The sequence below is a fragment of the Rhodanobacter sp. C05 genome, from assembly GCF_002001165.1.
Lineage (GTDB): Bacteria > Pseudomonadota > Gammaproteobacteria > Xanthomonadales > Rhodanobacteraceae > Rhodanobacter.
The window spans coordinates 549227-573436 of the sequence record NZ_MUNQ01000005.1 but is presented as its reverse complement, the minus strand read 5'-3'; the positions used below and the strand labels follow the sequence as shown (position 1 = coordinate 573436).

Here is a 24210-nt window from a genome sequence, read left to right as displayed (position 1 = left end):
CGGAGTTTCAAAACGTCGGCGCGAGTGCCCGCTGCCGCATCCAACAGGCGATGCTCATGCGGTCGCGCGTAGCCGGCAACACTTCGTGCTCGAACTGCGCCGAGAGAAACAGCAGCAACTTGCCCGCGTGCGGATAAATGTCACGATGCGAACCGCCGTCCAGATACAGCCGCAGCGCACCGCCATCAGTGTCCTGCCAGTCTTCGTTGAGGTAGAACACCGCCGACACCACCCGCGCATCGCTGTCACGCAGTCGGTCGATATGCCGTGTGTAACCGGCGCCCGGTGGATACACCGCGTAGTGCGATTCGCATTCGATCAGGCCGAGCATCAGCTCGCGATTGAACGCAATGCGCAGCGTATCGAGGCGATCGGTGAACGCCTGCTGCGGTGTGCTCATCGCCCCAGCCTGGAACCAGTGCGTGCTGTCGCCACGCAATGGCGTGGCGGTGCGTGCGGAACCGACTCGCGCGGGCGCCAGCTGTCGCGCCTCGTGCATGGCGCGGCATTCGGCTGCCAATGCCTGCGTCTGTGCGGCCGGCAGCAGATCCGGCACCACGCACCAGCCATCGGTGGTCAGTGCGTTCACCACACTGCTGAATTCATGGGAGTCGGTATTCATCGGGCGCCAGTGTAACCAGCGGTGCTAGGCTAAGGATGCTCTAAAAGGTCGTCATGCCCGCGAAAGCGGGCATCCATTGCGAACATCCACTTGGATGCCCGCTTTCGCGGGCATGACGGCAGAAGGCTTGTTCAGATCTTTCTAACGCTTGCGCAGCGGATCGAGCAGCGACGACAGTCCGTTGTGATCCAGCTCGAGCATCAGCGCCAGCAGCCGGCCCAGCTCGCCGTTCGGAAAGCCCTTGCGCGCAAACCATGCGAGATACGCACCGGGCAGATCGGCGATCAGCCGCCCCTGGTACTTGCCATACGGCATGCGCACGCTTACCAGCTTCGGCAGGTCTTCCGGATCCATCACGGTTGCTCCTGCCGTGCTACTTCGCGAACAACTGCGCGCGATCCGCGAACGCCTTGAATTCCAGCGCATTGCCGCAGGGATCGAGCAGGAACATCGTGGCCTGCTCGCCGGGCTGGCCCTTGAAGCGGATATGTGGCTCGACCACGAAACGCGTGCCGGCCGCTTGCAGCCGCTCTGCCAATGCCTGCCACGCATCCATCGACAACACCACCCCGAAATGACGTACCGGCACGTTGTCGCCATCCACGTCGTGTGCTGCCACAGCGCGCGCTTCCTCCGGCGCCAGATGCGCCACGATCTGGTGACCGTGAAAATCGAAGTCCACCCAGCTGTCGCTGGAGCGGCCCTCGGGGCAGCCGAGCAGATCGCCGTAGAACGTACGGGCCGTGGCCAGAGATGTCACCGGGAAGGCAAGGTGAAAGGGTGGCAGCTCGTGCATGGTCGGGCCTTGGTAGAAAAGTGCGCAACTCAGCGATGATGATTTCGCGGTCAACACAGAATACATAGCAACCTTGATGTAGACAGGTGCGGCTGGAAGACATCAATCCGCCGCCACGCACCGCCCTTGCGCCCACGCCCGCAATGCTTCCACCTGTTCGCGCATCAGCACCGACAACGGCCGCGTCTGCTTCAGCGCATTGAGCAAGGTCGCCTGATCCGGTGGCGTGCCGTTGCTAGCTGCGTCATACAGAGCGCTGACGATGGTCTGTTCGATTTCGGCGCCGGAATAGCCATCGCTGGCTTCAGCCAGCGCGGACAGCTCGAAACCGGCGACATCGAGCTTGCGGCGGCCCAAGTGCATCGCGAAGATCTCGCTTCGCACGGATTCCTTCGGCAGGTCGACGAAGAAGATCTCGTCGAAACGCCCCTTGCGCAGCAGTTCGGCGGGCAGCTCGTTGACGGCATTCGCGGTGGCGACCACGAACACCTTGGCCTTGCGCTCGGCCATCCAGGTCAGCAGGTAGCCGAGCACGCGGCGCGACACGCCGCCATCATCGCCGCCGCCGGCGAGGCCTTTCTCGATCTCGTCGATCCACAGCACGCACGGTGCCAGCAGCTCGGTGCTGCCGAGTGCCTCGCGCAGGTTCTTCTCGGTCTCGCCCTGGTATTTGTTGTACAGCGTGCCGAAGTCCAACCGCACCAGCGGCACGCCGAAGCCGCCGGCGATCGCCTTCGCCGCCAGGCTCTTGCCGCAACCTTGCACGCCGAGCAGCAGCACACCCTTCGGCGGATCGAGCATCGGCGTGGCGGACGGATCGAGGAACACGGTACGCCGCCGCTGCACCCATTCGCGCACGCGGCTGACGCCGGCGATGTCGGCGAAGCTGGCGGTGGCGTACTCGTAATGCAGCAGGCCGGAGCGGTTGAGCAGGTCGAACTTGGCCTGCATCAGTTCGGGCAGGTCGGCGTGGTTGAGTGCGCCGTCGTTGTAGATCAGCTTGCGCACAATGCGCCGCGCATCCGGTGCGGACAGGCCGAGCAGGTTGCGCACGATGGTGCGCGCGGCATCGTTGTCCACCTCGACCTTGCGGCCCTGTTCGCGCTGCCAGGCCACGGCTTCGCCGCGCAGGATGCCGGCCAGTTCCTTGATGTCCGGCAGCGACAGCGGCACGCGCAGGGCCAATGCCTCCAGTTCCTCGGGCAATTCGATCTTCGCACCGACCAGCACGATGGTGTGCGCGGCGCAGCGCTGGCGCTGCACGATCTCGCGCATCTGGCGCAGGCTCATCGCATAGCGCAGCAGGGTGTGGAAATCGAACATCAGATAGATGCCACGCTCGCCCTGCGCGCGGATCGCGTCCAGCGTGGCGGTGGCATCCGGCGCTACCTCGCCGTCCGTCTGGGCGAAGTCGAGCCGGCTGAGACCGTCGGTCAGCGTCCAGCGCCACAGGGGATGCAGCGCCTGCGCGATCACGTGGCGGAAACACTCGATCACCCGCTGTTCGTCCACCGTCTCGATCACCAGCAATGGCGTGGCCGCGCGTACCAGCGTGGTCAGATCCTGCAGTTCGCTCATGCGGCCTCCCTGTAAAGTACGCCACGTTAGCAGAGCCATCGCGTGGTGCCCGCGGCGAGGCATGACTTCCCGCACGGCATGACTTTCCTCATGGGGCGCTACCGCGCAAACCTCGTAGGCTGCGGCATCCGCCCGTTGGGCCTGATCGAGCGACAAGCGATGAACAGCCGCAAGCGTTGGTGCAGGATTTCCCCGGTTGCCGCGCTGACGGCGTTGAGCCTGATCGCTACGGCTGCAACGCATGCCTCCGCATCGTCCCGGCCGGATGGTTCCCGCGAAGGCATCGCTGGCCGGCCCGGCTGCGAACGGCTCGATGCGCGTGCCTGCCTCGACCTGGCGCTGACCGCGATGGGCGGTCGCGACAAGCTGGCGGCCATCCACAACGTGCAACTCGACGTGATCGGGCACACCGCACTCACCGAGCAGTCGTACCGGCAGGCACCGTTCATCAGCAGCTACGAGCGCGACCAGCTCACGCTGGATTTCGACAAGGGCCGGCTGCTGCAGCATGCCCGCGCTGTATGGCCGGAGTCCGACCCGCATCAGGCAGACATCGAGCAGACCCTGGTGGCCACCGCCCAGGGTGGCGTGTATCGCGGAAAGGACGGCGACTCGCCGTGCGGGTTGTCCGATCTGGAAGATACCCGTGCCACGCTGGCGCTGGGGCCGGAGCGCCTGCTGCTCACCGCGGCGGCGGCACCGGACCTGCATTACACCAGCGGCGAATGGCTGCGCTCCACCCCGCACAGCGTGCTGGAATTCAGCTGGAACGGCCGGCCGGTACGCGTGATGCTCAATGCGTTCAACCACCTGCCGGATGCATTCGAGCGCACGGCGACGTTCCAGGATTTCTGGTTCGCCTGGGGTGATGTGGAACAGCGTGTCTACTATGACAACTGGAAACTTCTGAACGGCACGGTGTTGCCGACCAACCGCATCGAGCAACGCAACGGCGTGCTGTGGCAGTCGATGCAGATCCTCGATGCCAGCTTCAATAAGGCGCTGGACGACAAGACCTTCGCGATGGATGCGGCAGTGGCGGCGAAGAGTGCGCAATCGAAGGGCTGGAACCGTGAATTCAGCGACAAGCACCGCGTCGAGCTGGCACCGGGCATCGAGCTGTACAGCGGTGCGTGGAATGCCACCCTGATCAAGCAGGACGACGGCGTGCTGGTACTGGAAGCGCCGATCTCGCCCTATTACGTCGCCGGCGTGCTGGCCAAGGCGCGCAGCGCGTTTGCCGGTATGCCGGTGAAGGCGGTGCTGTCCAGCTCCGATTCGTGGCCGCATATGGCCGGCGTGCGCGAGGCGGTGGCCGAGGACTTGCCGGTGTACATCCTCGACCTGAACCAGCCGCTGCTGGATCGGTTGGTCGCGGCCCCCCACCGACTGCAGCCGGACCATCTGCAAGCCGCGCCCAGAGCCCCGCAATGGCATGTGATTTCGGGCCGGCAGGAGATCGGCAGCGGGGCGAATCGGGTGGTGATCTACCCGCTGCGTGGCGCCTCAACCGAGCGCCAGTACATGGTGTATTTCCCGCAGCACAAGCTGCTGTATGCCAGCGACACACTGGCGCTCAATGCCGACCACACGCTCTACGATCCCGAACTGATGCACGAGGTGGTGCAGGCAGTGGCACGCGAGCACCTGGAGGTAACCACGGTCTACGCGATGCATGAAGGCCCGACGCCCTGGTCCGAGGTGGTCCACTTGGTCGATGCGGCGACGAAATAGCCGCGTCGACCGACATTTCATGCTGGCGGCGTTAGCATCACGGTCTACCCGTCGATGCGGAGGCCGACCGATGCGCACGAAACTGTGGTGGTTGCTCTATCTGCTGGCGGCGCCGGCCTTCGCCGCGCCGCAACTGGACAAGCTGACCCTGCCAAAGGGTTTCCATATCGCGGTGTATTCGGATCAGGTGCCGAATGCGCGCGAGATCACGCTGGGTGCGAAAGGCACCGTGTTCATGGGTTCCAACGACGCCGGCAAGGTGTATGCGTTGACCGACACGAAGGGCGATGGTCATGCCGACAAGGTGCGCGTGATCGCCAGCGGGCTGCAGCTGCCGGTCGGTGTGGCGTTCAAGAACGGTGACTTGTATATCTCCGCGGTGAGCCGGATCTACGTGCTGCGCGATATCGAGAACCATCTGGATGATCCGCCGAAACCGGTCGTGATCACCGACAAGTTTCCCACCGAGACGCACCACGGCTGGAAGTTCATCGCGTTCGGCCCGGACGGCAAGCTGTACGTGCCGATCGGTGCGCCGTGCAATATCTGCGATCCGGGTCCGGATCACGGCAAGCTGACCCGCATGAACGCGGACGGCTCCGGCATCGAAGATGTGGCGCGCGGCATCCGCAACACCGTTGGTTTCGACTGGCAGCCGGGCACGAAACACTTGTGGTTCACCGACAACGGCCGCGATCTGATGGGCGACGACATGCCCAGCGACGAGTTGAACGAGATCACCAAAGTCGGCGAACACTTCGGCTATCCGTATTGCCATCAGGGCGACACGCTCGATCCCGAATTCGGCAAGGGCAAGAGCTGCAAGGATTACGTGCCGCCGGTGCTGAAACTCGGTGCGCATGTGGCTTCGCTCGGCATGCGCTTCTACGAGGGCAAGCAGTTTCCGGCCAGCTACCAGGGCGCGATCCTCGTCGCCGAGCACGGTTCGTGGAACCGCAGCAAGAAATCCGGTTACCGGGTGATGACGGTACGTTTGAACGGCAACAAGGTGCTGTCGTACGAACCGCTGATTACCGGCTTCGAGCAGAACGAAAGTGCGTGGGGGCGCCCGGTCGACGTGCAGCCGCTGCCGGATGGCAGTGTGCTGGTGAGTGATGATCTGGCAGGGGCGGTGTATCGGGTGACGTACAAGCCTTGAGTCCACCATGTCATTCCTGCGTGGTGGCGAAGAGCGATAACCAGCTTCGCTGTTGTGAAGCGATTCCGGCCTGCGCCGGAATGACGAGCTATATAGAGCTAACGGGCTTTGAATCCACGGAGACATACATGCAACTACGCAGTGACAACTTCAAGAACGGTGAGTCGATCCCGGCCGAATTTGCCTTCGGCAAGCGCGCCGATCCGTTTGCACTATCGGACAACCTGAGTCCGCATCTGGCGTGGAAGGATGCACCCTTGGTTACCCGCTCGTTCGTACTCACCTGCATCGACACCGACGTGCCCAGCCGAGGTGACGACGTGAACAAGGCAGGCCGCACGGTGTCGGCCGACTTGCCGCGAGTGGAGTTCGTGCACTGGCTGATGGCGAATATCCCGGCTGAATGCGGCGAGCTGGCGGCCGCCGCGTGCAGTGACGCGATCACTCCGCGTGGCAAGCGCGAGCCGTTCGGACCGCCCGGCAGTGTGCAGGGCGTGAATGACTACACCGGCTGGTTTGCCGGTGATGCCGAGATGAGCGGCGAATATCTCGGCTACGACGGCCCGTGTCCACCATGGAACGATGCGCTGCTGCATCACTATCACTTCAAGGTACATGCACTCGACGTGGCGGCGTTGCCACTCATCCAGGGTTTTTCGCTGGCCGAACTGCGTGCTGCCATGGTCGGCCATGTGTTGGCCGAAGCGGAGCTGGTCGGCACGTACAGCCTCAATCCGGCGGTCGCCGGCTGAGCCAAACGTCGGCGCCGCGTGCACGGCGGCGCCGGTTCCCTTCACACCCGCATGGCACGGGCTATGGGTGAATGACCGCATGCGGCAGCGCTGGCTGCAGCAAGCTTTCATTCAAGAGGACACTGCCATGCTTCATTACGCCCTGGTTTTCCTGGTCGTGGCTATCATTGCTGCCGTACTCGGGTTCGGCGGCATCGCGGGAGCCGCGGCCGGTATAGCGAAAATCCTGTTTGTCATTTTTCTGATCCTGGCGATCATCTCGTTCTTCCGTCGCGCCAGATGAATGGCCGTCCGTTGCAACACGTTGCGCCATACTGAGTCCCTCCGGAGCATGCAATGAACAAACAAGTACAGAATCCCGAGCCGAACGGCGACCGCATCGACGAGCGTGCCGAGCGGATCAAGCAGGCCACGACCAGTGCGGTGAGCAGTACCAAGGAAGCGGTGGACCGCGCGGCCGATCACGTCGAGGAAGGCCTGCATCGCGCTACCGACAAAGCCGCCGAGGCTGCCCATCGCGCCACCGACAAGGCGGCCCACGTCAGCGAGCGTGGTCGTGAGGTCTATGACGAGACGATGGATCGCGCCGATGCGTGGCTGGAGCAGGCACGCGATTATGTGCGCGAGAAGCCGGTGCAGGCCGTTGCCATCGCGCTTGGCGCAGGCTGGCTGCTCGGTCGCATCCTGCGGCGTTGAGCCGCGCATCAGCGGGACAGGGAATGCACAACGAGGGTGATACCCCCCAAGGTGAGACGGCGCCGGATGCGGCGCCGTCTTCGTCTGGGTTATTGACCGAGATCGGCCAGCTTGGCCGCGCGGTCAAGCGCCTGTTCGGTGCGCAGCTGCATCTGCTGACGGCGGAACTGGGGCTGGCGCGCAGCGCCGTGTCATGGATGCTGCTGGCGGGTCTTGCTGCCACGGTGGCCGGCGTCGGCTTGGGCCTGACGGTGCTGGGTCTGCTCGGCGTACTGCTGGCGACCTGGTTCGGTTCATGGATCTGGGCGCTGCTGGTGTTGGCGGTGTTGCAGGCATTTTTCCTGCTGGGCTCGATCGTGCTGTTCCGTCGATGCATGCACTGGATGAGCCTGCCCGCTACGCGCAACGAGTGGAGTGCGATGATGCGTGACACCGTGCAGAAGGCCGAAAGCGGAATCAGCCGTGCGGCCGCGCAGGGTGATGGGAGGGAGGATCGGCCATGAATGTCTTAGATCAACTGGCCAAAGTGCGCGTAGCGCAGCTGCGCATGAGCGCGGCACGGCAGGATTTGAGCACGCCTGCCGCGGCCTTGCTGACGCGTGGCCATCAGCATCCGTTGACGACGGTGGGTGTGGCGGCCGGTGCAGGTTTCGCGCTCGGTAGCCTCAACGTGCATCCGTTGCGTGTGCCGGGTCTGGGTCCGCTGCTTGGCGGCGGTCTGGCCGAAGCGGTCGCGTTCGGCACGCGCCTGATCGCGGAACTGGGCACGGCCGGGCTGGGCGCGTTTGATCCTGGCGCAAGGGATCGCGAGCAGGATGATCGTAGTGTCGAAGAGCCGGCCACGGGTGGCAGCGAATCGTCATGAGCGAGCCTGAACAATTCGCGCCACCGCCGGAGGATCTCGAAGGTGACAATGTGGTGCCGGTCATCCTGATGGATCAGGTCGCGCCGGGTTATTCACAGCGGCAGCTGGTGCGTGGGTTGCAGACGACACTTGGCATGCGTCGCCATCTGCGGGCGATCCGTGGGTTGTTGAACATGCTGCTGTTCCTGGCGCTCATGTACACCATCACCTTGACCAAGGCGTTGCTGATTCCGCTGGTGCTGGCCGCTTTCCTGGGGCTGGCCCTGAATCCGCTGGTCGCCGCCGGGGCACGCATCCATCTGCCGCGCTGGTTGACCGCGAGCGTGCTGATGATCGGCCTGATCGTCGGCATCGGCAGCGGTGTGAGCATGCTGACGCAACCGGCCGTCGGCTGGTTCCATGGCGCACCGCAGGCTCTCAAGAGCTTCGTGCCGAAGCTGAAGCACCTCACCCAGCCGCTGGAGGCGGCGAACCGCGCCACCCAGACTCTGGTCAGCGGCAATACCGGCACCATCCACACGCCGGCCACGCCATCTCCGCCGATGACGATCAGCGCCTGGGACGTGGTCTCCACCACGCCCAAGGTGCTGGCCGCGGTACTCAGCGTGGTGCTGCTGGTGTTCTTCTTCCTGGTCTACGGCGACACCATGTTGCGCCGGCTGGTGGAGATCACCCCGGGCTTCGGCTACAAGCGGCACGCGGTGGTGATCGTGCGCGGCATCCAGACCGAGGTGTCGCGCTACCTGCTGACCGCGCTGCTGATCAATGCCGGTTTGGGCGCGGTCACCGCAGGCATGCTGTGGCTGTACAAGGTGCCGGATCCGCTGCTGTGGGGCGCGGTGGCGATGTTCGCCAACTTCATTCCCTACGTCGGTGCGATCGTCACCACTTCGGTGCTGGCGGTGGTGTGCATGCTCTATGCGAACGAGATGAGCCTGCATGTATTCCTGCCGGTGCTGACCTTCGCCGGCATCACCGCGCTGGAAGGTAACCTGATCACGCCGATGATCCAGGGCCACAGCATGCGACTGAGTCCGATCGCGATCCTGCTGTGGCTGCTGGTATGGGGCTGGCTGTGGGGCATTCCCGGCGCGCTGCTGGCAGTGCCGATGCTTACCTGCACCAAGCTGATTGCCGAGCGCGTGCGTAGCTGGCACTGGTTCGCGGTGATGGTGCAGCGCTGAAGTCCGTTACCGCTTCACCGTGCCCGATGGAGGTTGCTTCAGCCACCCTGCAAGCGAAAGTCGCCAGATGCCCGATTGCCCGGTGACATAGACCGTGTCGCCGGCGGTCGAGACATGCGCACCCCACGGCATATCCTTGTTGACGACATCGCCCAGGTCGACGGGTCGGCTCCAGCGATCGCCTTGCCTGAAGGCGATGCACAGGCGGCCGAGGCCTCCCTTGGTCTTGCCGTAGTCGAACACGATGAACGACTGGTCGGGCGCGATCGCGGGATCATGCGTGGAGACGTCTGGATCGCCCAGGCCGACACGCACGGCAGGCAGGTAGCTGCCGTTGCGATACAGCGAGCGCCAGATATGCATCGCCCGCGCTTGCTTGTCCCAGCGGATGAAATACAAGGTCCCGTCGGTGGCGATGCTCGCAAAATCGACGAAGGGATCGTCGTTGATGATCGGCCCCAACCACACCGGTGCCCCCCACGCATCGCCCTTGCGCTCCACTTTCCAGATGTTGCTGCCCGGCGCCTTGCCGCCGACGAAGTAGTCCTGCGTCAGCGGCTGGCCGCCAGGAGTCGTTGGTCGGTCGGAATTGAACAAAAGGTACGAACCGTCCGGCGAGACGACCGGATCCTGATCGAACCAGTGGCCCGAGAAGCTCGCGACCTGCGGGGTCGACCAGTGCCCGTCCACCTTGCTGGAAACCATGACGGTCTTGTGCGGCCCGTTGCTGCGGTCGAAAAACACCGTGTTGCCATCAGGAGTGAAGGCGAGGGTATCGTCGCTGTCCGGATGGATGATGCCGTCGAGCGTGATCGGCGCGGGCGCCGCGATAGACGCCGTGCCGGCGACCGCGAGCGACGAGGCGAAGCAGGGCACGGCGGCCGCAAGGCAGAACGAATAAGCGATGGCGGGAATGCGGCTCATGGGGCATGACTTCTCAAGTGGCGTAACGAATGGGATTTTGCTCGATGCCAAAGCGCAAGGCGTGATCCCGTTTTTCGTGTATCGGTGGCCGGCAACGATTAGATCGTGTCTTGTGACAGGTCGAGCAAGGTATAGGAGCGCTGCTCGCCCTCGAATTTGTCGCCGCCCTTGGACACCAGCGTCACGCGTCGCTGCACCATGATTTCATCGCTGACGATGACGCCCTTGCATATCGTGGTGTAACCACGCCAGGTGGTCTGGCCCGGGATCACCGAGACGTCGATGGTCTTTCCGGCCGTGGTGGTGATCTGCGTCGGCGTTCCGCTCTGCTGGCGGTACTGGTCGTCGGATGACGGGCCGCTGCCACTGCCATGGCGGGTCAGCGCGACGACATCATTGAGCGGGTCGACGCGAACCACCCGCACCTGCTCGGTGCCGGCCGGGCCGATTTCCCAGGGCTTGGGGATGGTGACCGTCCAGGTGGTTCCCGCACGGATGTCATCCGGTGCCTTGCCCCACAACAAAGAATTGAAGGTCAGCCCGCTGGTCTCGTCGTCGACGGCACACTTGCCCTTGTAGCAATTGGTGATGCCGTCCTGAAGTATCTTGATATCGTGGGTCACGCCATGGGTTGGATGCCCGTCATAACGACCTTCCTCATCGAAGATGAAGGCCTCCGGCGTTACACCGGTCACCGTATAGTCGGCGCTGCCGCTTATGCGATCGACCTTCTCATTGAATCCCGTTCCCTTTATCGAGACGGTTTTCGAAAACACATCGGACAGACGTTCCCCCACCTTGAGGTTGGGGCTTAGATACGCCGCGGTCGACTCGGCACAGGCCGATGAACCAGCCAGGCAAAAGATCGAAGCGAAAAAGGCGGCAGTAGCGACAACACGGGAACGGGGGTTCATCACGGTCTCCATGGAATGTTCGTTGCCAACAGGCTCCAGGAAGCCTGCAGTCGATCGGGGTTCGCCGCGCCAGCTTTGTGATGTTCGGTGTATCGGGCGTGACGAGTGGTCGGCAGTGATGCTCGAACGGTCAATGACGTCGGCCGACGGATCAGGCCATGCCGAGCGCGCGTCGCGCATGGGCGCGGAAGCGCCGACTGAGATGGAGTCGGGTGCCGTCGTGCAGCACCACTTCGGCATTGCCCTGGAACAGTGGATGGACTTCGGCCACGCGATCGAGGTTGACCATGATGCCGCGGTGGATGCGCAGGAACTGCGCCGGGTCCAGCGTCGCCAGCAGGTGGCGCAGCGTGTCACGGTGCAGGAAGCGGGCGTTGCCGACATGGAGGTGCACGTAGTTGCCGTCGGCGCGGATCCAGTCGATGTCGGCCGTGCTGATTACCCGGATATGTTCACCATGGCGCACACTGATTCGTTGCGCGTAATCGTCCGCGCCCGTCACAGCGGCGGGGTCGGGCTGTGCGTATGACGTGTGCAACCCCTGCCAGTGCTGGTTGACGCGTGCCATCGCCTGGTCGAAACGTGCCTGTTCGATCGGCTTGAGCACATAGTCCACGGCCCTGGCGTCGAATGCCCGCAGCGCGTGTTCGGCAAAGGCAGTGGCGAACACCACCAAGGGCAGGCAATCGGGTGCCAGTTCGTGCAATAACTCGAAGCCATCCATGCCCGGCATCTGGATGTCCAGGAACAGCAGGTCCGGGCGTAGTGCACGCACCGCCTGCATCGCCTCGTCGGCATTGCCACATTCGCCGACGATCTCCACTTCGGCATGCGACGCCAATGCCTGGCGTAACGCAAGGCGTGCCAGCACCTCGTCGTCGACCAGCACGGCGCGCAGGCGTGGCGTCATGAGGCGATATGCACGACAAAGGGCAGGCGCACCTCGACGCGCACACCGCCGCCGGCCAGCGACGAGAGTTCGAGTCGTGCCGAGTCGCCGAACAGCATGTGCAGGCGCGAACGCGTATTGCCCAGGCCGATACCTTCCGGCGTGCCTGTAGGAGGCAGGCCGAGACCGTCGTCGTCCACGCGCAGCTGCAGCTGGTCGCCGGCACGTCGCGTGGAAATGCGCAGGATGCCGGCACCGGGCTTGTTCTGCAGGCCGTGGCGCAGCGCGTTCTCCACCAGCGGTTGCAGGATCAGGTTGGGCACCGCCGCGTCCAGGGTGTCGTCGTCCACGTCCAGCTGCATGCTCAGCCGGTCCTGGAAGCGCACCTGCTGGATGCCGAGATAGCACGCGAGGAATTCCAGCTCGCGTGACAGCGGCACCTGCGGTGCGTGACTTTCCTCCAGCGTGAGGCGCAGAAAATCGCTGAGCCGCGCAATCATCAGCCGTGCCTGCAATGGATCGGCCAGCGCCAGCGCCGAGATGGCGTTGAGCGTGTTGAACAGGAAGTGCGGCTGCAGCTGCATGCGCAACGCCTGCAATTGCGACTGCGCCAGTTGCGTCTCCAGCTGCGTACGACGCAGGCGTTCGTCACGCAGGTGCCGGCGCGATTCCATTCCGCGCAGCACCACCAGGATTACCCAGTAGGTCACCAGCCCTTGCTGAAACTTGTAGGCGAACTCCATATGGATGAAGTCGCCGAACGTATCCACCGGCATCTTGCCCGGGCCGCATAGGGTCCAGAAGATCAGCAACTGCAGCACGGTCTGCGCCAGTGCGACACCGAGGCTGAGAGGCACGTGCACAGCCAGCAGGCGCGGCCAGCTAAAGGCCGCCGTACGTCGCCCGAGCCGGCCGACCCCGGCCGCCAGCAGCATCCACAACCAGAAGTCGGTGAGGTTCCAAGTCAGCCCTCGCAACCAGGCGGCATCGCGCCCTTCGCTGAGCGAGGACAGTCCTGAAGTCAGCGCGTAGGACAGCGCCAGCAGCGTCCAGAAACCGAAGGCCAGTGCCCAGTTCAGGAGTCGCTGCGAGCGGTTGTCGTCAGGTATCTGATCTTCGCCGACGATGGTCGTTGCTTGCGCCACGTTCATTCGCGCAGTGTGCCAGTGCCGGCCGACCGACGGATGTGCCGGAAGATACGCCGGTACGGGACGGCGTTCGCGCATCCGCAGATTCAAGCTGGCGACCCCGCATCGCGGCGACAGGTGAGCTCGTCGCCCGGTTGCCATGCACCACGGCCATCGAGGTGCGCATAGCTGACCCGGTATTGCGCATCGCTGCTGCGTCGGAACACGAAGCGATCGATGTAACCGCTGGTCGCGGTGTTCCGCAGGCTCAGCGTGGTACCCGTCCAGCCGGAAGAAACGTAGTGGCGCACGCCGCCGGTGTTGTCGAATACGGTCACCACGAATTGCCTGGTGGCGTGGTCGTAGCCCCACCATTCGTCCGCGGCGTAGCGATTCGGTGGTGTGTCTGCGTGCTGCATGCGCAGCCAGTGGCCGTCCATTTCAGCGCTGAAGATTTCACGGGAATGGATCGGGCTGCCGTTGGAGAACTGGCCGGCGCACTGCCATGTGCCGACGAACCAGGCCAGCGGTGCCAGTTCATTCGTCATGCCGGCCGATGCCGATGCGGTGGTCGCGGGAGACAGGCCGGCGGCCAGCAGCAGTGTGAGCGCCGCACGACCAATGCATGATCCATTCATGGTTTCTTCTCCACATGTTGCGCCAGCCAGCGGGCGATCGGCAGGCAATAGATGCGATTGTCCGCTGCCGTGAAATACAGCGTGGACAGATCCGGATCGAGACGCGCCTCGATGCCGGAAGGCCCGAGCCGGATCGGCTGGCCCCAGCCGGTGGCCGTGGCGAACGCCACGAACAGGTCGCTGTCATTGGGCGGCGTGGGCGGCCGGTTCGAGCTGAACACGATGAAGGACTGGTCGGGCGCTACCGCCGCATCGTAATCGGCCACCACGCCGTCGCTGAACGGCATCGGTTGCGGCGTCTGGAATCGGCCATCGGCAAAGTGGCTGACGTAAAGCCGCGTGTGATGCGTTTGCGGATCGGGATGCGTGAAATAGACGCTTCCGTCCGCGGCCACGGCGGGCGAGTACGTCGCGGTACTGGCATTGACGATATCGGGCAGGCGTTCAGGGTTGCCCAAGACGTTGCCCGTGAGGTTCACGCGCCACAGATTGCCGCCGCGGCCCGGTCGCGATTTGCCGTTCCAGTAGCCATCCAGCGATTTGCCGCCGGGTTTTGTCGGCCGGTTGGAAATGAAGACCAGGTACGAACCATCCGGAGCCATCGCTGGTTCCAGATCCATCCACTGATCCGAGAACGGTGCGCGCTCCGGTTTCGACCAGAGGTCGCCATCCCGATGGGCGATATAGAGGTGCCGCGTCAATCCGTTTCCGCGCGCGAACACGACTGTTTTCCGGTCGGGCGTGAACGCGGGATCGGCATCGTCCTGCTTGCTCCACGGCGTATCTGACTCGGACATTACTGCGCTTGTCGAAGCGAGAGGTGCGATGCCGGATGCTGCCGCGACCGCGCAGGCAGGTATGGCGCCAGAACCCGCGCACAGGGTGAGGAGCAGAAACAGGCGACAAGGAATCATGGATCGTTTCCACACAGATGAGCAGGGCAAGTCCCGATGCATGGACCTGCATGAGGACTTTCGTGGGTGGGCGACAAGCGGCAGGGCATCGGATGACGTGGCGCGTGCGGTGCCGAGCAGGCTCGTAGTTGCAAGGATCACGAAAGTGGCTGGCAATCGCATGTCAGTCTTCCTCTTGCCGCGTGCCCGATGGGTATCCGGTCAGACGACGGTGTCGATGTGGATGATTCACACAGGCTGGCATGGGCGACCATCGCCGTCGCCGATCTTGTGACGATCGGCATCGTGGTTGTGACAAGCGGTACGAGTGCCTGTGCAGGTGGCTTGAAAGTCATGAAGATGGGTGCCGGATCATGCCTTTATCCGACGCGGTCAGACCGTCGCGTCTGTGATCACCGCCGGCAGGCACATATCGACCGTTTGTCACGCCGTCGCAGTCGGTCGTCACAGGAACGATGCGGCCCACTGCCGCGCCGTGCAGTCTGCGACTGCGGTCATGTTGCCGCGGACGAGGACAGAAATATGCGCAAGCAGTATCTCTTCAGGATCGGCATGGCGTGTCTTGCCGCAGCCACGATGGGAAGCATGAGTGCGTTCGCGGCAAGTTCCGACATGCAGGCGACCAGTACCGACGAAACCGCCAGGAACGAGGCGGCAGTGATCGCGGTCGACCAGCACTGGCTGGAGGCGGAAGAGAGCGGCGATACCGCATATCTGGATGATCTGCTGCTGCCCGACTACCGCTCGGTCGGCGCCGATGGTGTGGCACATCCGAAGTCCGCCATCGTGGCGCATGCGGCGAAGAACCGTGGCTCGGATACCGAGCGCCGCACGGTCGAGGCGTGGATCAAGGCGCATCCGTCGGGCAAGAGCGTGGTGCTCCATGGCGACACCGCGATCCTGTCGTTCTACGATCCGGCGTCGGGGCCGCAGCAGGGCGTGCGTTCCTCCGACATCTTCGTTTACGTCGACGGCCGTTGGCATGCGCTGTATTCGCAGCACAGCGGTTTCGGCAAGGGCTAGGGATGCTCTGATCTATTCAGCGCAGGCGTCACCGGTTCTGTCTGCTCGCAGATTCGTGGTGCGCTGACGAAGGCAGGCGTCCGCCTGTCGAGGAAGTGCGTCGCGGAGATGTGGGCAGACAGAACCGGCCCCCACTGCTTGAAACATAGTGATGGGGTGATGACCAGAAGGCCCGCAGGCGGCAGCGCGCGGCTTGCCAAGGCAGCCAGCCTTGGCTGCGCCACGCACCGCCCCCTGCGAGCCTTCTGGTCATCATGCCGCCTGTGCTGAATAGATCAGAGCATCCCTACCCGTTCACCACGGAATGATTTCGCCGTCGCGGAAGAATCGTCCCGTGGGTGCCGGCACGGGCAGGCTGGCTGCCCACACGATGCCGGCCGCGCCGCGCTCCACCGGCCGTCCACCGGGGCCTCCGAGTTCGGTGGCGACCCAGCCCGGACACACGGCGTTGACTGCGATACCGCTGCCTTCAAGCTCTGACGCCAGCGTCCGCGTATACGCGTTGAGTGCGGCCTTGGAAGTGCGGTAGGCCACGCAGTTGCTGCCACTCGATGCGGTGGCGCACCCGCTGGAGATATTCACGATGCGGCCGTAGCCGTGCTTGCGCATCAGCGGCAGCATCGCGCTGGACAGACGCCAGGCACCGAACAGGTTCGTGTCCAGTGCGTCGCGCGCGGAGGCGAGGTCGGGCGTGCTTGCATCAGTCTCGTGATCGTAGTGACCGCCGGCATTGTTGACCAGCACGTCGAGCCGGCCGTAGGTGACCTCGATCCAGCGCGCAAGGGTATCTACTTCGTCTTGATGCGTTACGTCGAGCTGCACCGCGATCACCTCGCCCGCTGCACCGGTCAGCTTGCGCGCCGCATGCAGCCCCTTGTCGAGGTCGCGTGCACCCAGCAGCACCGTCATGCCGCGTTCGCTGAGCTGGCGCGCCACCTCGAAACCGATGCCGCGGTTGGCACCGCTGACCAGTGCGACGCGGTACACCGGCGTCGTCACCGGTGTGCGTCTGCCCGCGCGGTTCATGGCGCGACGCTGGGGTCAGCCTTGGCAACGGTGCTGCAATGCTCATCACCGCAAGCCTGCCAGCCGCCACCGAGTGCCTTGTACAACGCCACGGCGCGGGTGTTGATCGACGCTTCGGCCTGGGCCAGATCGTCCTCGGCCGACAGCTGGGTACGTTCGGCATCGAGCAGTTCGAGGAAGCTGGTGGCGCCTTCCTGGTAACGCACCTGCGCGAGTTCCGCGGCGCGCTTGCTCTGCGTGCTCTGTTCGATCAGGTGATCGACGCGCACGCGCTGCTGGTTGAAGCCGGTGACGGCGTTGTCGATGTCTTCGATCGCCAGCAGCACGGTCTGCTGGTAGTTCGCCTGCGCCGCATCGGCGCGTGCTTCACTGGCGTGCAGGTTCGCGCGTACGCGCTGCACGTTCAGGCCCGGCCAGCTGATGCTCGGCGCCAGCGACCATGCGCGTGTCGACGGACTGCCGAAATCGTTGCTGCGTCCGGCCAGGAAGCCGAGGAAGCCGCCCAGCGTGATGTGCGGGAAGAAATCCGCCTTGGCCACGCCGATGCGCGCGGTGGCGGCGGCGTATTCGCGTTCGGCGACATGCACGTCGGGCCGGCGCGCCAGCACGTCGCCGGCGTCGCCGATCGGCAGGTTGATCGCGATTGGAGTGAAGCTTTTCGGCGAGACGTCGATGTCGAGTTCACCCGGGCGTTCGCCCAGCAACACGGCGAGTCGGAATTCGCTGGCGCTGACCTGCGTTTGCAATACCGGCAGTTGCGCCTGCACCGCGCTCAGCCGGGCCTTGGCGCTGGCGACGTCCTGTTCGGAACCGGAGCCGAGCTGATTGCGTACCTCGGTGAGGTGCACGGTCTGCTGCTGGTTGTCGATGTCGCGTTGGGCGATGTCGAGCTGCAACTGGCTGCCGCGCAACTCGAAATAGTTGCGTGCGACTTCGGCGAGCAGGCTGACCTGGGCATCGCGCAGGGCGGCTTCGCTGGCGCCGAGGTCGGCGTGCGAGGCCTCGACCGAACGCCGCACGCCGCCGAACAGGTCCAGTTCCCATGACGCGTCGAAACCGGCCTGATAGGTGGTGACGGTGGTGCGTTGACTGGTGAAGCCAGGCTGCTGCTCGCGACTGCGCGTGTAGTTCAGATCGGTATCCACCGTGGGCAACTGATCGGACTTCGCGCTGCTCAGCAGCGCACGCGATTCATGCAGTCGCGCCACCGCCATGCGCAGGTCCAGGTTGTTCGCGGCGGCACGCTGGATCAACGCATCCAGCGTGGGGTCGTTGAACTGCTTCCACCACGCGGCCTGGAATTGCGCATTGCTTTCCTGCGTGGCATCGAGTCCCTGCAGCTGCGGTGCGGCGGGTTTCACTTCGTGGTAGTTCGGGCCGACGCTGGCGCAGCCGGCGAGGATCAGGGCCGCGCTGAGTGCGGCGATCTTGAGGAGCGGTTTCATCTCAATGGTTCTCCAACCCGGCAGCGTGCGCGCGTGACTCGCGGCGCTCCGCCAGGGCGTGAATGACGACGTAGACCAACGGCGTGTAGATAAGCCCGAACAGGGTGACGCCGAGCATCTCCGAGGCTACGGCGACACCGACAGCAGCAATCCTGAGCAACGGTTTCATCTCAATGATTCTCCAGCGCCGGCTGGGCATGCGCGGCGGCGCGCTCGCGCGCCCATGCCTCGCGACGCTCGACCAGGGCACGAATCAGGACATAGAACAGCGGCGTGTAGATCAAGCCGAAGATGGTCACACCGAGCATGCCGGAGAACACCGCCACACCCATCGCATGCCGCATCTCGGCGCCGGCGCCGTGCGAGGTGACCAGCGGCACCACACCCATGATGAAGGCGAACGAGGTCATCAGGATCGGACGCAGGCGCAGCTTCGCCGCTTCCAGCACCGCTTCATGGCGGCTCATGCCTTCGTGCTGGCGTTCGCGCGCAAACTCGACGATCAGGATCGCGTTCTTGCACGCCAGTCCGACCAGCACGATCAATCCGATCTGGGTGAAGATGTTGTTGTCGCCACCGGAGAGCCATACGCCGGCGATCGCGGACAGCAGCACCATCGGCACGATCAGGATCACCGCCAGCGGCAGCGACCAGCTTTCGTACAGCGACGACAGCACCAGGAACACCAGCAGCACGCACAACGGGAACACCAGGATCGCGGTGTTGCCGGCGAGGATCTGCTGGTAGGTCAGCTCGGTCCATTCGTAGCTGATGCCGTCCGGCAGGTTGTCCTTCGCCAGTTTTTCCATCGCCGCCTGCGCCTGACCGGAACTGAAACCGGGCGCGGGGCCGCCATTGATCTCGGCGGTGGGATAGCCGTTGTAATGCTGCACGCGATCCGGACCAGCGCCTTGCTGCACGGTGACGAACGAACCCAGCGGGACCATCTGGCCCTGCGCGTTGCGCGTCTTCAGCTGCAGGATGTCCTGCGCCGAATGGCGGAATGCCGGGTCAGCCGAGACGTTGACCTGATAGGTGCGGCCGAAGCGGTTGAAGTCATTGACGTAGAGCGAGCCCATATAGGCCTGCATGGTCTGGTACACGTCGGCCAGATTCACACCTTCGGCCTTGGCCTTCTCGCGATCCACGTCGGCATCCACCTGCGGCACGCTGACCTGGAAGCTGGAGAACAGCCCGGCCAGTGCCGGCACCTTCTGGCTCGCCGCGATCAGGCCCTGGGTCTGCTTGTACAGCTCGTCGAAGCCACGATCGCTGCGATCCTCCAGCTGCAACCGGAAGCCGCCGATCGTGCCCAGGCCCATCACCGGCGGCGGCGGAAACACCGCGATATAGGCGTCCTGGATCGCCGCGAATTTCTGATTCAATGCACCAGCAATCGCACCGGCCGACAGATCCGCGCTGCGGCGTTCCTCGAACGGCTTCAGCGTGACGAACACGATGCCCGAGTTGGTCGAGTTGGTGAAGCCATTGATCGACAGGCCGGGGAAGGACACGGCGTGCTCGACGCCGGGCTGCTTCAGTGCGATCGCGCCCATGCGCTGGATCACATCCTCCGAACGGTCAAGCGAAGCGGCGTCGGGCAGTTGCGCAAACGCCACCAGGTACTGCTTGTCCTGTCCCGGCACGAAACCGGTCGGCACATGCGAGAAGCCGAACCAGGTCAGGGCGATCAGGCCGGCATACACCACCAGCGCCAGCTTGCCCTTGCCGACAATGCGCTTGACGCCGCCGACGTAGCGTTCCGAGCCGCGATGGAAGACGCGGTTGAACGGACGGAACAGCCAGCCGAATGCGCGATCGATCCCGCGGGTCAGGCGATCCTTCGGCGCGTCATGGCCCTTCAGCAGCACGGCGGCCAGTGCCGGGCTCAGGGTCAGCGAGTTGAACGCCGAGATCACGGTGGAGATCGCGATGGTCAACGCAAACTGGCGGTAGAACTGGCCGGTCAGGCCGCTGACGAAGGCGGTCGGGATGAACACCGCGCACAGCACCAGCGCGGTGGCCACGATCGGACCGGTGACCTCGTGCATGGCCTTGCGCGTGGCCTCCTTCGGCGACTGCCCGAGTTCGATATGCCGCTCGACGTTTTCCACCACCACGATCGCGTCATCGACCACGATGCCGATCGCCAGCACCAGTCCGAACAGCGACAGTGCGTTCAGCGAGAAGCCGGCCAGATACATCACCGCGAACGTGCCGATCAGCGACACCGGTACCGCCACCAGCGGAATGATCGAGGCGCGCCAGGTCTGCAGGAACAGGATCACCACCAGCACCACCAGCAGGATCGCTTCCAGCAGCGTATGCGCCACCGCTTCGATCGAGCCGCGTACGAATACGGTTGGGTCATAGACGATGCTGTAGTCGACGCCCTGCGGGAAATCCTTCTTCAGCTGCGCCATGGTGGCGCGTACTTCGTTGGAGATCTGGATCGCGTTGGAGCCGGGCCGCGCGAAAATCGGCAGTGCCACCGCCGGCTTGTTGTCGAGCAGGCTGCGCAGCGCGTAGTTGTTCGAGCCCAGGTCGACGCGGGCGACGTCACGAAGATGGGTGACGCCGCCATCGGCGTTGGTACGCACGATGATGTTGCGGAAATCGTCCTCGCTGATCAGGCGCCCACGGGTATTGATGTTGAGCTGGAACGCCGAGTTGCTCGGTCCCGGCGGTGCATTCAGGGCCCCGGCTGCGACCTGCACGTTCTGTTCCTGGATCGCGTTGATCACGTCGCCGGTGGTGAGCGAGCGCTGCGCCAGTTTCTGCGGATCCAGCCATACGCGCATGCTGTATTCGCCGGCACCGAAGATCTGCACGTCACCGACGCCGTCGAGCCGGCCCAGCACATCCTTCACGTGCAGCCGTGCGTAGTTCGACAGGTACAGCATGTCGTAGCGCTGATCCGGCGAGGTGAGATGCACCACCATCGTGAGGTCAGGCGAACTCTTCTGCGTGGTCACGCCGAGCCGCTGCACTTCTTCCGGCAGCTTGGGGAGCGCCTGCGCCACGCGGTTCTGCACGTCGACCTGGGCGGTCTGCAGGTCGGTGCCCAGCGCGAAGGTCACCGTCAAGGTGAGCGCGCCATCACTGGTCGCCTGCGAGGAGGTGTAGAGCATGCCTTCCGCGCCGTTGATCTGTTCTTCCAGCGGCGTGGCGACGGTTTCGCCGATCACCTTGGGATTGGCGCCGGGATAGCTGGCATGCACCACCACGGTGGGCGGCACGACTTCGGGGTATTCGCTGATCGGCAACCGGAACACCGCGATGCTGCCGGTGATCACGAACAGCAGCGACAGCACGGCGGCCATGATTGGCCGGTTGACGAAAAACTGGGCAATGTTTTTCATGAAATGAATCCTCGACGAAACCTTTGCGGCTCCGGTCTTCTTTGCTCCTCCCCCTGCTCGCAGGGGGAGGTTGGGAGGGGGTAACGCTCTTGTTCTTGCTTCGCGGTTCGCTGGAGGGCTTCACCCCTCCTCAGCCTTCCCCTGCTGCATGTCCCACAAGGGAACTTCCTTCTGTCGCAGGGGGAGGGCGCGCGGGTTCAACCTTGTGGAATCTTTGGAGTCGCCGTGGTGGTTTGTGCGGTGCGCGAGTCATTGGCATCCGCTGCATTGCCACGTTCGACGAATGCCTTGTCGCTCGCATCGAGGCGGTACTGCATCGCCACCTTCTGCGGGTTGACCTCGGCGCCGGGGCGCACGTGCTGCAGCCCGTTGACGATCACCACGTCGCTGGCGTCGAGACCGCTGTCGACAATCCGCAGGCCGTGGAACAGCGCGCCAGTGCTGACCTTGCGGTATTCCACCTTGCGGTCCTTGTCGACCACGTACACGAACTGGTTGCCCAGATCAGTGCCGATCGCACGGTCGTCCACCAGCAGGCGCGGACGAGCCTGGCCACTCTGCAGTTGCACACGGGCATACAGGCCGGGCGTGTACAGGCCATCGCGGTTGTCGAACACCGCGCGCAGACGCATCGTGCCGGAGTCGGTATGCAGCTGGTTGTCGACGAAGTCGAGGCGGCCGTCATGCGGATAACCCGCTTCGTCGGCCAGGCCCATCGTCGCCTCGATCCGCGCATCGCGGCCAGCCTGCGCCGCACGTGCACGCAGATGGTCGAGCTTGAGCCAGGTCTGTTCATCCACGTCGAAATAGACATAGACCGGATTCACGGTGACCACGCTGGTCAGCACATCGCTGCTGGTGACCAGGTTGCCGGGGGTGATGCGGATATTGCTGACGCGGCCGTCGATCGGCGAACGCACCTGGGTGAAATCCAGGTTCAAGCGTGCCGCGGCCAGTGCCGCCGTGCTGGCTTCCAGTTGCGCACGGGCGCTCTGTTCGGCGGTGTCCTGGCTGTCGGCTTCCTGCTGTGCCACGGCGTGCTGGGCCAGCAGCATCGCTGCGCGGTGCTGATTGGTTTCGGCCAGGCTCAACGCGGCTTTGGCCTGCGCCTGGTTGGCGCTGAGCCGGTCGACCTCGGCCTGGTACGGGCGCGGATCGAGCTGGAACAGCACGTCGCCCTTGTGCACCAGCGCGCCTTCCTGGAAATGCACCGAGTCCACGAAGCCGCCGACCCGCGGCTGCACCTGCACGGTGTTGACCGCCTGCAGGCGGCCGGTGAATTCGGCGCTGTCGCTGACCTCGCGGGTCAAGGCTTGCGCCACCGTTACTTCAGGTGGCGGGCCGCCGGGCGCGGTCTGGGCCTGGCTGCTATTGCCATGCAGAAGAATCCAGCTGCCCAGTACACCGGCGGCAACCAGCGGTGCCAGCATCCATTGTTTTTTCATCTTGCGCTCCCAGAACCGTGTAGGCCGGGCACGTATCCCCGGCGAAGGGTCGAGAGAATAGGTATACTTGCCGGTATAGAAAACCCATTTCTTGCGCACTACACTCATGACTCGTAATCACGAATCGGCCAGGAATCCAGGCAATGGAAGACTTTTCAGCAATTTCGACCTTCGTCCGCGTGGTCGAGGCCAAGAGTTTCGCCGCCGCTGCCGCCCAGCTGGGCATGACGCCGTCGGGCGTCAGCCGGGCCGTGGCCCGACTGGAAACCCAGCTCGGTGCGCGGCTGCTGTTCCGTTCCACGCGTTCATTGCGTTTAACCGACGATGGGGCTGCGTTCCATGCACGTTGCAAGGAGATCCTTGCAGATCTGACCGAAGCGACCGAGGCACTCAACTATTCGAACCGCAAACCCACCGGCAAGCTGCGTGTGGGTATTTCGCTGTCGGTCGGCCGGGCCGCCGTGATTCCCCGACTGGCCGAATTCGAGCAGCGTTACCCGGACATCCGTCTGGAGCTGTCGATGAGCGACATGCCGATGGATCTCAACGGCGAAGGCCTCGATTGCGCGATCCGGGTCGGCCAGCTGGAAGATTCGAGCCTGATCGCGCGCAAGATCGGCTACCTGCGCAACGTGGTATGCGCCTCGCCCGACTACCTGCGCAAGTACGGTGCGCCGCGCAGCATCGATGACCTGAAGGACCACCGCTGCATCAACTATGTGTACCCGAACGGTCGCCCGCGGCAGTGGCAGTTCGACACGCCAAGTGGTCCGCTCGCCGTGGATATCGACGCGCATATGCTGATCAATGACGGCGAGTCGGTGATCCAGGCGGTGGCGGCCGGTCTGGGCATCACCCAGGTGCCGCGCATGCTGGCGGCCTGCATGCTGGAGAAGGGCATGCTCGAACTGGTGATGACCGATACCGCCTCGACCGGCAAGCCGGTGTGGATCGTCTATCCGCAGAAGAAGCACCTGTCGGCCCGCGTGCAGGCGTTCATCGAATGGGTGCGCGAGCTGTTCGATCGCACCAATGAGCCGGCTTATCCCAAGCATCCGGCAGCGGTCGAGGCGCCGATGACGGCCACGGTGGAAAGCGTGGCCGCCTGAATAGAGTG

The 24210-nt window shown here is 64.2% G+C and carries 25 protein-coding genes; 10 read left to right on the top strand and 15 right to left on the bottom strand.

The window, feature by feature from the left end:
* Nucleotides 1–7 precede the first annotated feature (7 nt).
* The 4 genes from B0E51_RS02430 to B0E51_RS02415 form a co-directional block, all read right to left on the bottom strand.
* Nucleotides 8–622, bottom strand: a complete 615-nt coding sequence (locus B0E51_RS02430) for a 2OG-Fe(II) oxygenase (RefSeq protein ID WP_077443204.1) — start codon at nucleotides 620–622, stop codon at nucleotides 8–10.
* 141 nt (nucleotides 623–763) lie between these two features.
* On the bottom strand, nucleotides 764–976 hold the full coding sequence (locus B0E51_RS02425) for a DUF3820 family protein (protein ID WP_077443203.1): 213 nt from the start codon (nucleotides 974–976) through the stop codon (nucleotides 764–766).
* A 19-nt stretch (nucleotides 977–995) separates the two neighbouring features.
* Nucleotides 996–1418, bottom strand: a complete 423-nt coding sequence (locus B0E51_RS02420) for a VOC family protein (RefSeq protein WP_077443307.1) — start codon at nucleotides 1416–1418, stop codon at nucleotides 996–998.
* Between the two features lie 102 nt (nucleotides 1419–1520).
* Complete coding sequence (locus tag B0E51_RS02415) at nucleotides 1521–2996, bottom strand: AAA family ATPase (RefSeq protein WP_077443202.1); 1476 nt, start codon at nucleotides 2994–2996, stop codon at nucleotides 1521–1523.
* Between the two features lie 90 nt (nucleotides 2997–3086).
* On the opposite strand from B0E51_RS02415, the gene B0E51_RS02410 reads away from it, so the two are divergent.
* From B0E51_RS02410 to B0E51_RS02375, 8 genes are all read left to right on the top strand, one after another.
* Complete coding sequence (locus B0E51_RS02410) at nucleotides 3087–4730, top strand: MBL fold metallo-hydrolase (RefSeq protein ID WP_077443201.1); 1644 nt, start codon at nucleotides 3087–3089, stop codon at nucleotides 4728–4730.
* Nucleotides 4731–4800: 70 nt separating this feature from the next.
* Nucleotides 4801–5889 carry a PQQ-dependent sugar dehydrogenase gene (locus tag B0E51_RS02405; RefSeq protein ID WP_077443200.1) on the top strand — a complete coding sequence of 363 codons (1089 nt, stop codon included), beginning with the start codon at nucleotides 4801–4803 and terminating at the stop codon, nucleotides 5887–5889.
* A 128-nt stretch (nucleotides 5890–6017) separates the two neighbouring features.
* The gene (locus B0E51_RS02400) at nucleotides 6018–6641 is read left to right on the top strand and encodes a YbhB/YbcL family Raf kinase inhibitor-like protein (RefSeq protein ID WP_077443199.1); all 624 of its coding nucleotides are present in this window, start codon (nucleotides 6018–6020) and stop codon (nucleotides 6639–6641) included.
* A 127-nt stretch (nucleotides 6642–6768) separates the two neighbouring features.
* The gene (locus B0E51_RS02395; RefSeq protein ID WP_077443306.1) at nucleotides 6769–6924 is read left to right on the top strand and encodes a DUF1328 domain-containing protein; all 156 of its coding nucleotides are present in this window, start codon (nucleotides 6769–6771) and stop codon (nucleotides 6922–6924) included.
* Between the two features lie 53 nt (nucleotides 6925–6977).
* Entirely contained in the window at nucleotides 6978–7337 is a 360-nt protein-coding gene (locus B0E51_RS02390) for a DUF883 family protein (protein WP_077443198.1), read from the top strand.
* 23 nt (nucleotides 7338–7360) lie between these two features.
* On the top strand, nucleotides 7361–7840 hold the full coding sequence (locus B0E51_RS02385) for a hypothetical protein (RefSeq protein ID WP_077443197.1): 480 nt from the start codon (nucleotides 7361–7363) through the stop codon (nucleotides 7838–7840).
* Nucleotides 7837–8202, top strand: a complete 366-nt coding sequence (locus B0E51_RS02380) for a hypothetical protein (RefSeq protein WP_077443196.1) — start codon at nucleotides 7837–7839, stop codon at nucleotides 8200–8202. Before B0E51_RS02385 ends, B0E51_RS02380 begins: the two co-directional genes overlap by 4 nt.
* 134 nt (nucleotides 8203–8336) lie before the next feature.
* Nucleotides 8337–9386: an AI-2E family transporter gene (locus B0E51_RS02375; RefSeq protein ID WP_254424380.1), complete on the top strand. Its 1050-nt coding sequence runs from the start codon at nucleotides 8337–8339 to the stop codon at nucleotides 9384–9386.
* A 6-nt stretch (nucleotides 9387–9392) separates the two neighbouring features.
* Here B0E51_RS02375 and B0E51_RS02370 read toward each other — a convergent pair whose 3' ends face one another.
* From B0E51_RS02370 to B0E51_RS02345, 6 genes are all read right to left on the bottom strand, one after another.
* Nucleotides 9393–10310, bottom strand: coding sequence for a PD40 domain-containing protein (locus B0E51_RS02370; protein WP_077443194.1), 918 nt, complete (start codon nucleotides 10308–10310; stop codon nucleotides 9393–9395).
* A gap of 98 nt (nucleotides 10311–10408) precedes the next feature.
* Nucleotides 10409–11404, bottom strand: coding sequence for a hypothetical protein (locus tag B0E51_RS02365; protein ID WP_077443193.1), 996 nt, complete (start codon nucleotides 11402–11404; stop codon nucleotides 10409–10411).
* Nucleotides 11376–12134 (bottom strand): response regulator, encoded by a 759-nt coding sequence (locus B0E51_RS02360; protein WP_077443192.1) that lies wholly within the window; start codon nucleotides 12132–12134, stop codon nucleotides 11376–11378. The genes B0E51_RS02365 and B0E51_RS02360 overlap by 29 nt, the downstream gene beginning before the upstream one ends.
* Nucleotides 12131–13339: a histidine kinase gene (locus B0E51_RS02355; RefSeq protein ID WP_254424369.1), complete on the bottom strand. Its 1209-nt coding sequence runs from the start codon at nucleotides 13337–13339 to the stop codon at nucleotides 12131–12133. Before B0E51_RS02355 ends, B0E51_RS02360 begins: the two co-directional genes overlap by 4 nt.
* An 8-nt stretch (nucleotides 13340–13347) precedes the next feature.
* The gene (locus B0E51_RS02350; RefSeq protein WP_077443191.1) at nucleotides 13348–13878 is read right to left on the bottom strand and encodes a DUF1579 family protein; all 531 of its coding nucleotides are present in this window, start codon (nucleotides 13876–13878) and stop codon (nucleotides 13348–13350) included.
* Nucleotides 13875–14675, bottom strand: coding sequence for a PD40 domain-containing protein (locus tag B0E51_RS02345; RefSeq protein ID WP_168172556.1), 801 nt, complete (start codon nucleotides 14673–14675; stop codon nucleotides 13875–13877). Before B0E51_RS02345 ends, B0E51_RS02350 begins: the two co-directional genes overlap by 4 nt.
* Before the next feature lie 702 nt (nucleotides 14676–15377).
* On the opposite strand from B0E51_RS02345, the gene B0E51_RS02340 reads away from it, so the two are divergent.
* Nucleotides 15378–15815: a nuclear transport factor 2 family protein gene (locus tag B0E51_RS02340; protein ID WP_254424368.1), complete on the top strand. Its 438-nt coding sequence runs from the start codon at nucleotides 15378–15380 to the stop codon at nucleotides 15813–15815.
* Between the two features lie 294 nt (nucleotides 15816–16109).
* Here the strand turns inward: B0E51_RS02340 and B0E51_RS02335 are convergent, their stop codons facing one another.
* The 5 genes from B0E51_RS02335 to B0E51_RS02320 form a co-directional block, all read right to left on the bottom strand.
* Nucleotides 16110–16841: an SDR family oxidoreductase gene (locus tag B0E51_RS02335; protein ID WP_077443189.1), complete on the bottom strand. Its 732-nt coding sequence runs from the start codon at nucleotides 16839–16841 to the stop codon at nucleotides 16110–16112.
* The gene (locus B0E51_RS02330; protein WP_077443188.1) at nucleotides 16838–18286 is read right to left on the bottom strand and encodes an efflux transporter outer membrane subunit; all 1449 of its coding nucleotides are present in this window, start codon (nucleotides 18284–18286) and stop codon (nucleotides 16838–16840) included. The genes B0E51_RS02335 and B0E51_RS02330 overlap by 4 nt, the downstream gene beginning before the upstream one ends.
* Before the next feature lies 1 nt (nucleotide 18287).
* Nucleotides 18288–18455, bottom strand: a complete 168-nt coding sequence (locus B0E51_RS19430; RefSeq protein ID WP_168172555.1) for a hypothetical protein — start codon at nucleotides 18453–18455, stop codon at nucleotides 18288–18290.
* Nucleotide 18456: 1 nt separating this feature from the next.
* Nucleotides 18457–21648, bottom strand: coding sequence for an efflux RND transporter permease subunit (locus B0E51_RS02325; RefSeq protein WP_077443187.1), 3192 nt, complete (start codon nucleotides 21646–21648; stop codon nucleotides 18457–18459).
* A 197-nt stretch (nucleotides 21649–21845) separates the two neighbouring features.
* Complete coding sequence (locus tag B0E51_RS02320) at nucleotides 21846–23093, bottom strand: efflux RND transporter periplasmic adaptor subunit (RefSeq protein ID WP_143525762.1); 1248 nt, start codon at nucleotides 23091–23093, stop codon at nucleotides 21846–21848.
* Nucleotides 23094–23236: 143 nt separating this feature from the next.
* On the opposite strand from B0E51_RS02320, the gene B0E51_RS02315 reads away from it, so the two are divergent.
* The gene (locus B0E51_RS02315; protein WP_077443185.1) at nucleotides 23237–24202 is read left to right on the top strand and encodes a LysR family transcriptional regulator; all 966 of its coding nucleotides are present in this window, start codon (nucleotides 23237–23239) and stop codon (nucleotides 24200–24202) included.
* Nucleotides 24203–24210: the final 8 nt, after the last annotated feature.

Bases quoted from the DNA above. Each gene is read 5' to 3' on its own strand.
- B0E51_RS02430 (WP_077443204.1), bottom strand. From the start codon at position 622: ATGAATACCGACTCCCATGAATTCAGCAGTGTGGTGAACGCACTGACC.
- B0E51_RS02425 (WP_077443203.1), bottom strand. From the start codon at position 976: ATGGATCCGGAAGACCTGCCGAAGCTGGTAAGCGTGCGCATGCCGTAT.
- B0E51_RS02420 (WP_077443307.1), bottom strand. From the start codon at position 1,418: ATGCACGAGCTGCCACCCTTTCACCTTGCCTTCCCGGTGACATCTCTG.
- B0E51_RS02415 (WP_077443202.1), bottom strand. From the start codon at position 2,996: ATGAGCGAACTGCAGGATCTGACCACGCTGGTACGCGCGGCCACGCCA.
- B0E51_RS02410 (WP_077443201.1), top strand. From the start codon at position 3,087: ATGGGGCGCTACCGCGCAAACCTCGTAGGCTGCGGCATCCGCCCGTTG.
- B0E51_RS02405 (WP_077443200.1), top strand. From the start codon at position 4,801: ATGCGCACGAAACTGTGGTGGTTGCTCTATCTGCTGGCGGCGCCGGCC.
- B0E51_RS02400 (WP_077443199.1), top strand. From the start codon at position 6,018: ATGCAACTACGCAGTGACAACTTCAAGAACGGTGAGTCGATCCCGGCC.
- B0E51_RS02395 (WP_077443306.1), top strand. From the start codon at position 6,769: ATGCTTCATTACGCCCTGGTTTTCCTGGTCGTGGCTATCATTGCTGCC.
- B0E51_RS02390 (WP_077443198.1), top strand. From the start codon at position 6,978: ATGAACAAACAAGTACAGAATCCCGAGCCGAACGGCGACCGCATCGAC.
- B0E51_RS02385 (WP_077443197.1), top strand. From the start codon at position 7,361: ATGCACAACGAGGGTGATACCCCCCAAGGTGAGACGGCGCCGGATGCG.
- B0E51_RS02380 (WP_077443196.1), top strand. From the start codon at position 7,837: ATGAATGTCTTAGATCAACTGGCCAAAGTGCGCGTAGCGCAGCTGCGC.
- B0E51_RS02375 (WP_254424380.1), top strand. From the start codon at position 8,337: ATGCGTCGCCATCTGCGGGCGATCCGTGGGTTGTTGAACATGCTGCTG.
- B0E51_RS02370 (WP_077443194.1), bottom strand. From the start codon at position 10,310: ATGAGCCGCATTCCCGCCATCGCTTATTCGTTCTGCCTTGCGGCCGCC.
- B0E51_RS02365 (WP_077443193.1), bottom strand. From the start codon at position 11,404: ATGCGCGACGCGCGCTCGGCATGGCCTGATCCGTCGGCCGACGTCATT.
- B0E51_RS02360 (WP_077443192.1), bottom strand. From the start codon at position 12,134: ATGACGCCACGCCTGCGCGCCGTGCTGGTCGACGACGAGGTGCTGGCA.
- B0E51_RS02355 (WP_254424369.1), bottom strand. From the start codon at position 13,339: ATGCGCGAACGCCGTCCCGTACCGGCGTATCTTCCGGCACATCCGTCG.
- B0E51_RS02350 (WP_077443191.1), bottom strand. From the start codon at position 13,878: ATGAATGGATCATGCATTGGTCGTGCGGCGCTCACACTGCTGCTGGCC.
- B0E51_RS02345 (WP_168172556.1), bottom strand. From the start codon at position 14,675: ATGTCCGAGTCAGATACGCCGTGGAGCAAGCAGGACGATGCCGATCCC.
- B0E51_RS02340 (WP_254424368.1), top strand. From the start codon at position 15,378: ATGAGTGCGTTCGCGGCAAGTTCCGACATGCAGGCGACCAGTACCGAC.
- B0E51_RS02335 (WP_077443189.1), bottom strand. From the start codon at position 16,841: ATGAACCGCGCGGGCAGACGCACACCGGTGACGACGCCGGTGTACCGC.
- B0E51_RS02330 (WP_077443188.1), bottom strand. From the start codon at position 18,286: ATGAAACCGCTCCTCAAGATCGCCGCACTCAGCGCGGCCCTGATCCTC.
- B0E51_RS19430 (WP_168172555.1), bottom strand. From the start codon at position 18,455: ATGAAACCGTTGCTCAGGATTGCTGCTGTCGGTGTCGCCGTAGCCTCG.
- B0E51_RS02325 (WP_077443187.1), bottom strand. From the start codon at position 21,648: ATGAAAAACATTGCCCAGTTTTTCGTCAACCGGCCAATCATGGCCGCC.
- B0E51_RS02320 (WP_143525762.1), bottom strand. From the start codon at position 23,093: ATGAAAAAACAATGGATGCTGGCACCGCTGGTTGCCGCCGGTGTACTG.
- B0E51_RS02315 (WP_077443185.1), top strand. From the start codon at position 23,237: ATGGAAGACTTTTCAGCAATTTCGACCTTCGTCCGCGTGGTCGAGGCC.